Source organism: Streptomyces sp. SID14515, assembly GCF_010548505.1.
In the GTDB taxonomy this organism is placed as follows: Bacteria; Actinomycetota; Actinomycetes; order Streptomycetales; family Streptomycetaceae; genus Streptomyces; species Streptomyces caviscabies.
Map to the genome: position 1 here is coordinate 1 of NZ_JAAGMH010000067.1, position 12,931 is coordinate 12,931.

At 72.7% G+C, this 12,931-nt stretch carries 11 protein-coding genes; 6 read left to right on the top strand and 5 right to left on the bottom strand.

The window, feature by feature from the left end:
* Positions 1–57: 57 nt before the first annotated feature.
* Both G3I54_RS12860 and rsmH read right to left on the bottom strand, forming a co-directional pair.
* The gene (locus G3I54_RS12860) at positions 58–639 is read right to left on the bottom strand and encodes a septum formation initiator (protein WP_343240326.1); all 582 of its coding nucleotides are present in this window, start codon (positions 637–639) and stop codon (positions 58–60) included.
* Positions 640–676: 37 nt separating this feature from the next.
* Positions 677–1,642 carry a 16S rRNA (cytosine(1402)-N(4))-methyltransferase RsmH gene (gene rsmH, locus G3I54_RS12865; protein WP_164614195.1) on the bottom strand — a complete coding sequence of 322 codons (966 nt, stop codon included), beginning with the start codon at positions 1,640–1,642 and terminating at the stop codon, positions 677–679.
* Between the two features lie 429 nt (positions 1,643–2,071).
* On the opposite strand from rsmH, the gene G3I54_RS12870 reads away from it, so the two are divergent.
* The 4 genes from G3I54_RS12870 (at position 2,072) to G3I54_RS12885 (ending at position 7,705) form a co-directional block, all read left to right on the top strand.
* Positions 2,072–2,635: a carbonic anhydrase gene (locus tag G3I54_RS12870; protein ID WP_164614197.1), complete on the top strand. Its 564-nt coding sequence runs from the start codon at positions 2,072–2,074 to the stop codon at positions 2,633–2,635.
* A 251-nt stretch (positions 2,636–2,886) separates the two neighbouring features.
* The gene (locus tag G3I54_RS12875) at positions 2,887–3,936 is read left to right on the top strand and encodes a MoxR family ATPase (protein ID WP_164614199.1); all 1,050 of its coding nucleotides are present in this window, start codon (positions 2,887–2,889) and stop codon (positions 3,934–3,936) included.
* Positions 3,936–5,303: a DUF58 domain-containing protein gene (locus tag G3I54_RS12880; RefSeq protein WP_164614201.1), complete on the top strand. Its 1,368-nt coding sequence runs from the start codon at positions 3,936–3,938 to the stop codon at positions 5,301–5,303. Before G3I54_RS12875 ends, G3I54_RS12880 begins: the two co-directional genes overlap by 1 nt.
* On the top strand, positions 5,300–7,705 hold the full coding sequence (locus tag G3I54_RS12885) for a DUF3488 and transglutaminase-like domain-containing protein (RefSeq protein WP_164614203.1): 2,406 nt from the start codon (positions 5,300–5,302) through the stop codon (positions 7,703–7,705). Before G3I54_RS12880 ends, G3I54_RS12885 begins: the two co-directional genes overlap by 4 nt.
* Before the next feature lie 122 nt (positions 7,706–7,827).
* Here G3I54_RS12885 and G3I54_RS12890 read toward each other — a convergent pair whose 3' ends face one another.
* From G3I54_RS12890 to G3I54_RS12900, 3 genes are all read right to left on the bottom strand, one after another.
* Positions 7,828–8,232, bottom strand: coding sequence for a DUF3040 domain-containing protein (locus G3I54_RS12890; RefSeq protein ID WP_164614205.1), 405 nt, complete (start codon positions 8,230–8,232; stop codon positions 7,828–7,830).
* A 247-nt stretch (positions 8,233–8,479) separates the two neighbouring features.
* Positions 8,480–9,238 (bottom strand): methyltransferase, encoded by a 759-nt coding sequence (locus G3I54_RS12895; RefSeq protein WP_164614207.1) that lies wholly within the window; start codon positions 9,236–9,238, stop codon positions 8,480–8,482.
* A gap of 140 nt (positions 9,239–9,378) precedes the next feature.
* Positions 9,379–9,906, bottom strand: coding sequence for an SAV_6107 family HEPN domain-containing protein (locus tag G3I54_RS12900; protein WP_164614209.1), 528 nt, complete (start codon positions 9,904–9,906; stop codon positions 9,379–9,381).
* Positions 9,907–10,074: 168 nt separating this feature from the next.
* Between G3I54_RS12900 and G3I54_RS12905 the strand changes: the two genes are divergently transcribed.
* On the top strand, positions 10,075–10,860 hold the full coding sequence (locus G3I54_RS12905) for an ATP-binding cassette domain-containing protein (RefSeq protein ID WP_164614211.1): 786 nt from the start codon (positions 10,075–10,077) through the stop codon (positions 10,858–10,860).
* On the top strand, positions 10,832–12,919 hold the full coding sequence (locus G3I54_RS12910) for a YhgE/Pip domain-containing protein (protein WP_164614213.1): 2,088 nt from the start codon (positions 10,832–10,834) through the stop codon (positions 12,917–12,919). The genes G3I54_RS12905 and G3I54_RS12910 overlap by 29 nt, the downstream gene beginning before the upstream one ends.
* Positions 12,920–12,931 lie beyond the last annotated feature (12 nt).

Below are 12,931 nucleotides of genomic sequence, written 5' to 3' on the forward strand. Positions count from 1 at the left end.
CGGGGGCGGGCCGGTCCGGGTACGCGGCGGCGCGGCGGTTCCTTGGGCGGCACTGCGTCACCTGCCGGGGCTCGTCGGGGGCGGGCTGTTCTCCGCCGCGGGGGCGGTTGCGGGGTCGGGGCCGGTCGCGGACACGGATCCGGAGGGCGACGCGGAGCCGGAGGGCCCGGCCGAGGCCCCGGCCGCGGGGGCGTCGGGGTCCGGGGTGGCGTCGGCCGCTGCGCCGGTGCTCGGGGTGGGGCTGGGACTGGGGCTGGGCGACGGCGGGGCGGTGGCCTCGGCGGGGTCGCCGCGGACCGTGCCGTCGGGGTTCAGGAAGGCGGGGCTGCCGCCGGGGACCATGCCCAGTTCCCGGGCGCGCTTCTCCAGGGCGTCGGGCTGGGAGCGGCTGTCGACGTCGCGCTGGAGGGCCTGCTGCTCGTCGGTGAGCTCGGTGGTGTCCCGCTTCAGCTCGCTGAGCCTGAACGACCCTTCGTTGAGGGCGGAGTTCAGCAGGAGCAGGGTGATGAGCCCGCCGCCCAGGAGCAGGACGACCAGCAGGACGAAGGGGGTGCGGGCCGCGGTGCTGGGCCCGGTGGACGGCATCAGCCGGGCGAGCCGCGCGGCCCGCCCCTTCAGCGGTGCGGCCGGTTTGCTCACCCCACGACTCCCCCGGTACGGCGCCCGGCCCCGGTGGTCACCGCTCCTCCTCGCGGATGCGCTGGGCGCCGCGCAGCCGGGCGGGGGCGGCGCGCCGGTTCTCGGCGACCTCCTCCTCGGTGGGCAGCTCCGCGCCCCGGGTCAGCTGCTTGAGCCGGGGCTGGTAGCGCTCGGGGACGACGGGCAGTCCGGGGGGCGCGGTGTTGGCGGCGCCGGCCGCGAAGACCTGCTTGACCAGCCGGTCCTCCAGCGAGTGGTAGGAGAGCACGGCGATGCGACCGCCGACGGCGAGGCACTGGACGGCGGCCGGGATGGCCTGTTCCAGGACGCTCAGCTCGCCGTTGACCTCGATGCGCAGGGCCTGGAAGGTGCGCTTGGCGGGGTTGCCGCCGGTGCGCTTGGCGGCCTGCGGCAGCGCGTCGCGGATCAGCTCGACGAGCCGGGCGCTGTTGCTGAACGGCTCCTTCTCGCGCTCGCGCACGACGGCGGAGACGATCCGCTTGGCCTGCTTCTCCTCGCCGTACGCGCGCAGGATCCGGACCAGCTCGCCGGGCGGGTAGGTGTTGAGGACCTCGGCGGCGCTCATGCCGGTGGACTGGTCCATGCGCATGTCGAGCGGGGCGTCCTGGGCGTACGCGAATCCGCGGTCGGCCTCGTCCAGCTGCATGGAGGAGACGCCGAGGTCGAACAGCACGCCCTGGACCTTCGGGACGCCGAGCCGTTCGAGGACCTCGGGGAGCTCGTCGTAGACCGCGTGGACGAGGGTGGCCCGGTCGCCGTAGGGGGCGAGCCGCTCGCCGGAGAGGCGGAGCGCCTCCTTGTCGCGGTCCAGGGCGATCAGCCGGGCGGTGGGGAAGGAGGCGAGCAGGGCCTCGCTGTGACCGCCGAGGCCGAGGGTGCAGTCGACGACCACGGGCTCCGGGTGGGCCGGGTCCTGGAGAGCCGGGGCCAACAGGTCCAGACACCTCTGGAGCATCACCGGGACGTGTCGGGTCTGGCTCAATGCGCCCTCTCAGGCTCTGTCCCGCGCGGCCGGCACGTACGTCCTGGTCCCCGCCCGCTCTGAAGGGGAGGTCCGCCGGCGCCGGGGAAGTGGCGTCGGCCGACCGAGAGCGGGAGAGGGCCGGGTCGCACGTACGCCGCACATCACGGGGGAAATACGGAATATTGCAGGAGGTGCGGGGGGTGCGATGGGGCAGTGGGTACGGAGGTGGATGGTGACTTCGCGTTACTTTAGTCCACCCTGCCATTCGATCGATGCGCGATCAACGAACCGCGCAGCGCGTCGCTCCACCCGTACGGATGCGGCGAACTCACTCGAACAGGCGCGTCCCCCCGAGTTCTGTGGGTTAGCTCACAACAAGCCGTGTTGACGTTCTTTGTCCGCTCTCACAGCACGCCCGTGCCAGGTGGGAACGCTAACGTCGTATCCATGTCGACTTCCGCTACCCCCGCCGCCGAGTCCGTGACGCCCTCCGCTTCGGCGGTCCGCGAAGGGGGCCAGGTCACCGACCGGCTCGTCGCGCTGAACGCCGGATACGCGAAGGACTTCCGCGATCCGGGCATGGACGCCCGCCCGGTCCTCCAGGTCGCCGTGGTCGCCTGCATGGACGCCCGTCTCGACCTGCACGCCGCGCTCGGCCTGGAGCTCGGCGACTGCCACACCATCCGTAACGCGGGCGGCGTGGTCACCGAGGACGTGATCCGTTCGCTGACCATCAGCCAGCGGGCGCTCGGCACCCGCAGCGTGGTCCTCATCCACCACACCAACTGCGGTCTGGAGTCCCTCACCGAGGACTTCCGGCAGGACCTGGAGCGCGAGGTGGGCCAGCGTCCGGCCTGGGCCGTGGAGGCCTACACGGACGCCGACCAGGACGTACGCCAGTCGATGCAGCGGGTGCGCACCTCGCCGTTCCTGCTGCACACCGACGACGTGCGCGGGTTCGTGTTCGACGTGACCACCGGTCTGCTGCGGGAGATCGACTCCGTTTCCTGAACGCATCCCCCTCGTTTTCCGGCCCTCCGCCGCACCTCACGCACCCAACACCGTGGCTCACGGTGGCGGAATCGTGACAGAAGCTGACTTTTCACACCCACTTATCCACAGGCGAGTGACACGAAGCGGTAACGGCAACAAGAATGCGGGTGTGACATCCCCCGGGCCTTCCGGAGGAGTGTCCGATTTTCCGGGGTGGGCCGCGCGGGTACGCGCGACGGCCTCTGCGCAAAAGGGCCGAGGAGGGCCGGGTGACGACCTATGACGATCGAGCGAGCCTCACGGATCTGACCACCACAGCAGAGCGGGTGCGCAGGTCGGTGGAGGGTGTGATCGAGGGCAAGCCCGAGGTCGTACGGCTATCGCTGACCGTGCTGCTCGCCGAGGGGCATCTCCTCATCGAGGACGTTCCCGGGGTCGGCAAGACCATGCTGGCCAAGGCGCTGGCGCGGTCCATCGACTGTTCGGTGCGACGGATCCAGTTCACGCCGGACCTGCTGCCCTCGGACATCACCGGCGTGTCGATCTTCGACCAGCAGCGGCGGGAATTCGAGTTCAAGCCGGGTGCGATCTTCGCCCAGATCGTGATCGGCGACGAGATCAACCGCGCCTCGCCGAAGACGCAGTCGGCGCTGCTGGAGTCGATGGAGGAGCGCCAGGTCACCATCGACGGGCACAGCTACGAGCTGCCCGACCCGTTCATGGTGGTGGCCACCCAGAACCCGGTCGAGATGGAGGGCACCTACCCGCTGCCCGAGGCCCAGCGCGACCGCTTCATGGCCCGGGTCTCCATCGGATACCCCAGCCCGGAGGCCGAGCTCCAGATGCTCGACGTGCACGGGGGGATCTCCCCGCTGGACGACCTCCAGCCGGTGGCCCACGCCCACGACATCGTGAAGCTGATCGACGCCGTCCGTACGGTGCATGTCGCCGACGCCGTGCGGCGCTACGCCGTGGAGCTGGTCGGAGCCACCCGCAGCCACCCCGACCTCAGGCTCGGCGCCTCCCCGCGCGCGACGCTGCATCTGCTGCGCGCCGCGAAGGCGTCCGCCGCTCTCAGCGGGCGCGACTACGCCCTGCCGGACGACGTCCAGGCGCTGGCCACGCCGGTGCTCGCGCACCGGCTGCTGCCCACCGCCCAGGCTCAGCTGAACCGCCGCACGGCGGAGCAGGTGGTCCTGGAGATCATCCAGCGCACCCCGGTGCCGACCTCGGCCGGCGGCACCGCGCCGCCCGCGCCCGCCGGGCAGGAGCCGGGCCGCCCGCTGTACGACCAGCAGCACGGCGCACGGCGGCTGTGATGGCGGGCGGCGAGCCCGGCGCCGTGGAGGACGGCGACAGCAAGGGCGGCGCCCGGGCGGCCCTGAGCGGACTGACCACCCGGGGACGCTCGTTCCTGGCCGCCGGTCTGGCCGCCGCCGTCTGCGCGTACGTCCTGGGCCAGGGCGACCTGCTGCGGGTCGGGCTGCTGCTGGCCGTGCTGCCCCTGGTCTGCGTGACCGTGCTCTACCGCACCCGCTACCGGGTGACGGGCACCCGGCGGCTCTCGCCGTCCCGGGTGCCCGCGGGCGCGGAGGCCCGGGTGCATCTGCGCATGGACAACGTCTCCCGGCTGCCCACCGGTCTGCTGATGCTCCAGGACCGGGTTCCGTACGTGCTCGGTCCGCGCCCCCGCTTCGTCCTGGACCGGGTGGAGGCGGGCGGCCGGCGTGAGGTGTCCTACCGGGTCCGCTCCGATCTGCGCGGCCGCTATCCGCTGGGCCCGTTGCAGCTCCGGCTCAGCGACCCGTTCGGCATGTGCGAGCTGACCCGTTCCTTCAGCGCGTACGACACCCTCGTCGTCATTCCGCGTACGGTGCCGCTGCCCGCGCTGCGGCTGGCGGGCGAGGCCTCCGGGTACGGCGACGGGCGGCAGCGGTCGCTCGCGCTCGCCGGTGAGGACGACATCATTCCGCGCGGCTACCGGCACGGTGACGACCTGCGCCGGGTCCACTGGCGCTCCACCGCCCGCCACGGCGAGCTGATGGTGCGCCGTGAGGAGCAGCCGCAGCGCGCCAGGTGCACGGTGCTGCTGGACACCCGGCAGATCGCCTACCAGGGCGCCGGGCCCGACTCGGCGTTCGAGTGGGCGGTCTCGGGGGCGGCCTCCGCGCTGGTGCACATGCTGGAGCGCGGCTTCGCCGTACGGCTGCTCACCGACGACGGGAACGCGGTGCCCGGCGAGGGGTCCGGTGGATTCGCGGGCTCGACCCAGGAGTCCGCGGACTCGGCGGGGCTGATGCTCGACACGCTCGCGGTGGTCGGCCACTCCGACGGCGGAGGTCTTTCCCGCGCCCATGACGTGCTGCGCGGCGGCAACGAGGGGCTGCTCATCGCCTTCTTCGGCGATCTGGACGAGGAACAGGCCGCGGTCGCGGCCCGGATGCGGCAGCGCGCCGGCGCGGGCGTCGCCTTCGTCCTGGACAGCGCCGCCTGGGCCGGCGAAGAGGCCGCACCGGAACGGACCGAGGACCGGCTGCGACGGCTGCGCGAGTCGGGCTGGACCGTGGTGCCCGTCGAGCCGGGGGCCGAGCTGCCCGCGCTGTGGCAGCTGGCGGGCCGGATGCGCACGGATACGCCGTCCGCCCCGAGCGGCGGCACGACAGGTTTCGCGGGGGGATGGTCATGAGCGGGCGGGCCAGGCTGGCGCTGTGCGCCTATGCGGCGACACTGCTGGCGGCGGGGTCGCTGATCCCGCTGGTGGAGGGGGTCGGCTGGCTGGTGCAGGCGGCGATGCTGCTCGGCGTCCAGAGCGGGGTCGGCGCCCTCGCGCGCCGGGTGCCGCTGGCACGGACGCTGACCATCGCCCTCCAGGCGCTGGTCACCCTGGTGCTGCTGACGCTGATGTTCGCCCGGGACCACGCCCTGTTCGGGTTGCTGCCCGGACCGGGGGCGGTCATGCGGCTCGGTGAGCTGCTGGTGGCGGGCGGGGAGGACGTCGGCACGTACTCCACCCCGGCCCCGATGACCGACGGCATCAAGCTGATGGTGATCGGCGGGGTGGTGCTGATCGGCCTCGCGGTGGACGCCCTGGCGGTGACCTTCCGCAGCGCGGCCCCGGCCGGACTGCCGCTGCTCGCCCTGTATTCGGTCGCGGCCGGTCTCTCCGACGGCGGCGCGAGCTGGCTGTGGTTCCTGCTGGCCGCCTCCGGCTATCTGTTGCTCCTGCTGGCGGAGGGCCGGGACCGGCTCTCCCAGTGGGGCCGCGTCTTCGGCGGCGCCGCGCGGAATTCGGGCGGTCTGGCCGGGGTGAGCGGCGGCTCCTCCCCCGTCCGCACCGGTCGGCGGATCGGCGTGCTGGCGCTCGGCATCGCGCTGGTCGCCCCGTTGGCGCTGCCCGCCCTGGACAGCGGCCTGCTGGGCGGCAGCGGTCCGGGGAACGGCAGGGGCAGTGGCGGCGGCACCATCTCCGCGGTGAATCCGCTGGTCTCGCTCCAGAACAACCTCAACCAGCCGGACAACCGGGAGGTGATGACGTACCGCAGCAATATCGAGGACCCGCAGAGCCTGTATCTCCGGATCCTGGCCCTGGACGAGTTCAACGGCAGCGAGTGGCGTTCCTCCACCCGCCGGCTGACGGATGTGCCCGACCGCCTCCCGCAGCCCACCGGGCTGAGCGGGGACGTCGCCGTCACCGAGGTCCGGACGAACATCTCCGCCTCGCGCTCCTACCAGCAGACCTATCTGCCGCTCCCCTACCCGGCGAGCGAGGTCCGCGTCGGCGGCCGCTGGCGGTACGAGCCCGAGGGCCGCACCCTGGTCGGCGACGACGGGCAGACCACGCGCGGCGCGCAGTACGAGGTCGGCAGCCTGGTCGTCGAGCCCACGGCGGCCCAGCTCGCCGCCGCGGGCACACCGCCGGAGGAGCTGCTCCGCGAGTACACCCAGGTGCCCGGCTCGCTGCCGGGCGTGGTCGCCGATACCGCCGAGGAGGTCACCGAAGGCGCGTCCAACGCCTACGAGCAGGCGGTGAAGCTCCAGGACTGGTTCGCGTCCGACGGCGGCTTCACCTACGACACGACGGTCACCTCGGGGACCGGCTCGTCCGCCATCGCACGGTTCCTCCGCGACAAGGAGGGCTTCTGCGTCCACTTCTCGTTCTCGATGGCCGCGATGGCCCGGACGCTGGGCATTCCGGCCCGGGTCGCGGTGGGCTTCACCCCGGGCACCATGAAGTCGAACGGGGCTACGTCGGTCGGGCTGCGTGACGCGCACGCCTGGCCCGAGCTGTATTTCGAGGGGGTCGGGTGGACCCGGTTCGAGCCCACCCCGAGCCGGGGCAGCGCTCCTTCGTACACCCGGCCCGAGGTCCCCACGGACAGCGCGAGCGACGTGGCCGAGCCCTCCGCGGAAACCTCGGACGCACCGTCCGCCGCTCCCTCCGCCGAGGACAGCTGCCCGCCGCAGTTGCGTCAGGAAGGCGGATGCGGGCCCTCGCAGGAGCCGGGAGCGGCGCTGCCGACCGACCGGGGCACCCCGACCGGGACCGTGCTGCTGGTGGTCCTCCCGGCGGTCCTGGTGCTGGTGCTGCCGTTGTCGCCGCTGCTGTGGCGGACCCGGACGCGGAATCGGCGGCTGGGCTCCGGGGGCCGGACGCCCGCGGACGCCGCCGCGCGGACGCTGGCCGCCTGGCGGGAGGTCACCGATACGGCCTGGGACCACGGCATCGGTCCTGACGAGTCGCTGACGCCCCGGAAGGCGGCGGCCAGGATCGTGCGGCTGGGCCGGCTCGACACCACCGCGGCCGAGGCCGTGCACCGGATCGCGGGCTCGGTGGAGCAGGTGCTGTACGCCCCCGAGCCGCGCCCCGCGGCCGGACTGGCCGAGGACGCACTGGCGGTGGGGGCCGGTCTGCGGGCGTCGGTGGGCCGCGGCGCCCGGCTGCGGGCAACGCTCCTGCCCCGCTCGTCCGTCCGGGTGGTGTGGGCCCTCGCGGAGCGCCGGACCGCGCTCGCCGAGCGCTGGGCGAACCGTCCGGGAGCCGGTCGCTGGTCGGCCCGGCTGCGCCGCCTCTCGCGCCAGCACGGCTGAGGCACGCATACGCACATGGGTGAGGGGCGGTCGCAGAAACGCGACCGCCCCTCACCCATCGGTGTCATACGTTGCGCCGGCGCACGGCCCGGTGCGGGAACCGGGCCGAGGCGTTCTGCCGGCTACTGCCCCTGTTCGTCGCGGCGGCGCTGCCACCGCTGTTCGATGCGGTTCATCATCGACCGGCGTTGTCTCGGTCGGCGGCGTGCGCCGCTGTCCCCGCTGTCCGCGGCGGTCGGCTGTTGTTCACCGGGCTTGGGCGCTTTGCGCCATCCGGTGACCGCGAGCACGGCACAGCCGAGCATGACGAGGAACCCCACCACGCTGATCCAGATCTGCTGGGCGACCATTCCGGCCATGAGGAGCGCGATACCCACCAGAAAGCCAGCGACCGCCTGGTAGACCCTTTTCCGGGTGTACGTACGCAGTCCGCTTCCCTCGAGCGCTGTCGCGAACTTGGGATCTTCGGCGTACAGCGCTCGCTCCATCTGCTCGAGCATGCGCTGCTCGTGCTCCGAGAGCGGCACGGGATCCTCCTCGTCGTCGGCCGCGGGGGCGACCGGTATGCGGCCCTTCCAGGATAGGCAGGGATTCGCCCCCGTGAAACCCGCCCTCTAGCGTTCAGCCAGTCCGGACCGCTATGTCGGCTCGGCTGCTGAGGCGTAGATTCCCCGACGACCGATCCGCCATGCCGGATGGTGTCACCCGATCATACGGGGCGCACGCCCCGTACGGGGGTCCTGAGTCGCACTCCGTCCGCAGCTGCGTTGCTGATCAGCGGCGCTTCTCGCCCAGAACGTGCAGCTGGGTGGCGACGGAATGGAACGCGGGCTGCTCGGCGACGGCCGCTTCCAGCTTGAGGAGCGCCTCCACGGCACCGGGCTCGGTGTCCACCAGGACGCCCGGCACGAGGTCGGCGAAGACCCGGACGCCGTGCACCGCGGCGATCTCCAGTCCGGCCTCGGAGACCAGGTCGGAGAGCTGCTCGGCGGTGAACCTGCGGGGCACCGGGTCGCCCTCGCCCCAGCGGCCGGCCGGGTCGGTGAGCGCCTGCCGGGCCTCGGTGAAGTGACCGGCGAGCGCGCGGGCCAGGACGGCTCCGCCCAGGCCGGCGGCGAGCAGGCTGAGCGCGCCGGAGGGGCGCAGCGCCTCGACCGCGTTGCGTACGCCCTCGGCGGGCTCGTCCACGTACTCCAGGACGCCGTGACAGAGCACCGCGTCGAAGCCGTCGCGCTCCACGACGTCGAACAGCCCGAGGATGTCGCCCTGGACGCCCCGGACCCGGTCGGCGACCCCGGCCTCGGCGGCGCGGCGCTCCAGCGCGAAGAGCGCGTTGGGGCTGGGGTCGACGACGGTGACCCGGTGGCCGAGCCGGGCCGCGGGCACGGCGAAGTTGCCGGTGCCGCCGCCGGTGTCCAGAACATCCAGGGCGTCCCTGCCGGTCGCCTTGGTCTGACGGTCCAGAGCGTCCTTGAGGACCTCCCAGACCACGGCGGTACGGAGGGAGGCGCGGGGGCGCGGCTGGTCCGACACGGCAGATGACTCCTCGGCACGGTGCCGCCGGGGACGGCGGAGCGTGAACAGTGCGGGTGGTGATGTGGGCGGTCACCACCCTATTGCCTCGCACCGTTGTCCAGGTCACCCGCTGCCGGGCCGCCGCGGACGTGTCCGGGTCACCCGCCGCCGGGGCGCTCCGGACGTGGTTGCGGGAGCACCGGCTGGAGCACCAGCAGCCGTTCCACCAGGCGCAGGAACATGGCCGCGTCGCGCAGCAGGTCGTCGGCGTCGCGCCCGCTGGCGGCTCCGGGCATTCCGGCCTCGGCGCGGGCCCGGCGCAGGGCGCCCGAGGCGAAGAGGGCGCTCCATTCGGTCAGTTCCGGTGCTATCTCCGGGAGGACTTCCCAGGCGCTGCGGATGCGGTCGCGGCGGCGCTTGTTCGTCTCGGGGCGGCCGCGGGCGGCCAGCACGGCCGCCGCGGTGCGCAGGGCGGCGAGGTGGGCGGTGGCGTACCGCTCGTTCGGCTCGTGGAGCACGGCGGCCTCGTCGAGGCCGGAGCGGGCCTTGGCGAGCAGTTCGAGAGCGGCGGGCGGCGCCGTGCTGCGGCGCAGCACGGGGTGGACATCGCCGGCCGGACCGGTCAGTGAGGGGGCAGGGCTGCCTGCGCGGCGCCGCGGGGCGGCGGCTGCGGACGAGCTGGCCATGACGAACCTCCTGTCGTCGTGTGACGGCTCCGTGGCCGTCTGTGTCCATGGTGGCGGGCCCCACTGACAATCGACCCGAATGCGCCTCTGACCTGCCGTTTTGCTTCGAGCGCGAGTTCGGACTACCTTTTTGCACTGACTGGTCAGTTCAATTAGGGGAGGGTCTCTGTGGAGAGCCCGCACGGCGCGGCTGTCAGCGCCGAGGACTTCGGACTGGAGGGACCGCGCGGCCGGGTCTTCCGGAACGTGACGTTCAGTGCCGAGCCAGGGGCACTGGTGGCCATCGAGGGACCGTCGGGGTCGGGCCGCACCTGCCTGCTGCTCGCCCTGACCGGCCGGATGCGCACCACCGAGGGCCACGCGGAGACCGGCGGGCTCCGGCTGCCCAAGCAGGCCGCCGCCGTCCGCAGGATCGCCGCCCTTGGCCCGGTGCCGGGCGTCAGCGAGCTGGACCCCGCCTTCACCGTCGCCGAGCACCTCGGCGAACGCGCCCTCCTCCAGGGCCGATACGGCGCGTCCCTGCGCACCCTGCTGCGCCCGCGCGCCGAGCGCCGGGCAGCGGCCGCCGCCCGGGTCGACGAGGCCCTGGAGGCCGCGGGGCTGGACCCCGCCACCCTGCCGAAGTCGGGGCGCACCTCCGTACGGGATCTGGAGCGGCTCGAAGCACTGCGGCTGTCCGTCGCGCTGGCGCTGATCGGCAAGCCGCGGCTGCTGGCCGTCGACGACACCGACCTCAAGCTCCCGGACGCCGAACGCGCCCAGGCCTGGGCGCTGCTGCGCTCCGTGGCCGACGCCGGGACGACCGTGCTCGCCGTGTGCAGCGAGGCCCCGGAGAACACCCAGGTCGTGCGCACCGCACCGGTCACCGGGGAAAGCGCCGCCGAAGACCCCGCCCCCGCACCCACCACCGACGAGGAGACGGCCGATGCGATCGCCGAAGCTGGCCGCGCTTGAGCTGAAGCGGTTCGGCAGGGGGAAGCTGCCGGCCGCCGCGCTGGTGGCCCTGCTGCTCCTGCCGCTGCTCTACGGCGCCCTGTACCTGTGCTCCTTCTGGGACCCGTACGGGAAGCTCGACAAGCTGCCCGTCGCGCTGGTCAACGACGACAAGGGGGCCACCAGCGACGGCAAGCGCGTCACCGCCGGGGACGAGATCAGCAAGAAGCTGCTCGACTCCAAGGTGTTCGCCTGGCACGAGGTGAGCTCCGCCGAGGCCGAGAAGGGCGTCGAGGAGGGGACGTACTACCTCTCGCTGACGATGCCGTCGGACTTCAGCGAGAAGATCGCGTCCAGCGGCGGTGACTCGCCCGAGACCGGCGCGCTCCAGGTGCGGACGAACGACGCGAACAACTACATCGTCGGGCAGATCTCCAAGACGGTCTTCGGCGAGGTGCGCAACGCCGCCTCCACCAATGCCTCCCGGGGCTTCCTGGACCGCATCTTCATCAACTTCTCCGATCTGCACGACAAGACCGCCGAGGCGGCCAAGGGCGCCGACGACCTCAAGGGCGGCATCTCAAAGGCGAAGAAGGGTTCCAAGGACCTCGCGGACGGCCTCAAGGACTCCAAGGAGGGCAGCAAGAAGCTCTCCGACGGGATCGTCAAGCTGAACAAGGGCTCGCGCGACCTCGCCACGGGCTCCGCCCAGGTCGCCGGAGGCACCCAGGTCCTGGCCGACAAGGTCAACGGCATCGCCACCGACGTACGGCCCTTCTTCCAGGACAACGGGAAGTCCATCCGCGACACCGCACGCCTGGTCGCCGACACCTCCGGAGCCGTACGGCACAACCTCGACCTGCTCGTGAAGAGCGCGCCGACCGCCGCCGTCGGCGCCAAGGAGGCGGCCGACGAGCTGACCGAGATCCACCGCACCCAGTGCGAGGAGGCCGAGGAGCCCGACGCCACGGTCTGCCCGCCGCTGGAGCGCGCCAAGGTCACGGCCGTCGACGTCGCGAAGATCGCCGCCGATGTGAACACCCTGGTCACCAACCAGAACGGCGACCTGAAGAAGCTGAGCACCCAGCTGACCGCCTTCCAGAAGCAGGCCGAGGACCTCGCGAAGCGCGCACCGACGCTGGACGACGACCTGGCATCGGCCGTATCCAAGGTCAACGAGCTCAACACCGGCGCCCACAAGGTCGCCAAGGGCGCGCAGGCGCTGCACACCGGGCTCGGCGGCGCGCAGACCGGCTCCAGCAACCTGGACACCGGCGTCGGCAAGCTGAAGACCGGCGCGGAGAACCTGGACGGCGGGCTGTTCCGGCTCGGCGACGGTTCGGCCGAGCTGGCCGCCGGCCTCAACGACGGGGTGGACAAGATCCCGGACTACGACAAGAAGGACCGCGACGCGCGGACCGACGTCATGGCCGACCCCGTCCAGCTGGCCTCCAAGTCGCTGCACGCGGCGCCCAACTACGGCACCGGCTTCGCCCCGTACTTCATCCCGCTGTCCTTGTGGGTCGGCGCGATGGTGGCGTACATGCTGATCCAGCCGATGAACCGGCGCGCCCTCGCCGCCGGGGCCTCCTCCTGGCGGATCGCGTTCGCCGGCTGGCTCCCGGTCGCCGCCATCGGCACGGCCCAGGTCGGCGCCCTGATGGCCGTCCTGCACTGGGGCCTCGGTCTCCAGATGGCCCACGCCGCCGGAACGATCGGCTTCCTGGCCCTGGTGACCTGCTGCTTCGCCGCGATCGTGCAGTGGCTGAACGCCTGCTTCGGGGCAGCCGGGCGGATCCTGGTGCTGGTGGTGCTGATGCTCCAGCTGACCTCGGCCGGGGGTACGTACCCCGTCCAGACCAGCCCCGGCTTCTTCGGCGCGATCCACCCGTACCTGCCGATGACCTACGTCGTCGAGGGGCTGCGCAGGCTGATCACCGGCGGTCCGCTCACCCCGGTGTGGCTGGGCTGCGCGGTGCTGGCGGCCTTCACCGTCGGCGCGCTCGCCCTGACCGCGTTCACCGCCCGCCGCAAGCAGGTGTGGAGCCTGAGCCGACTGCACCCGGAGCTGAGCCTGTGAGCGCGCCGGGCG

Excerpts from the sequence above, each read along its gene's own strand:
- G3I54_RS12900 (WP_164614209.1), bottom strand. The coding sequence starts at position 9,906 with ATGGCCAGCTCGTCCGCAGCCGCCGCCCCGCGGCGCCGCGCAGGCAGC.
- G3I54_RS12910 (WP_164614213.1), top strand. The coding sequence starts at position 10,832 with ATGCGATCGCCGAAGCTGGCCGCGCTTGAGCTGAAGCGGTTCGGCAGG.
- G3I54_RS12870 (WP_164614197.1), top strand. The coding sequence starts at position 2,072 with ATGTCGACTTCCGCTACCCCCGCCGCCGAGTCCGTGACGCCCTCCGCT.
- G3I54_RS12885 (WP_164614203.1), top strand. The coding sequence starts at position 5,300 with ATGAGCGGGCGGGCCAGGCTGGCGCTGTGCGCCTATGCGGCGACACTG.
- G3I54_RS12880 (WP_164614201.1), top strand. The coding sequence starts at position 3,936 with ATGGCGGGCGGCGAGCCCGGCGCCGTGGAGGACGGCGACAGCAAGGGC.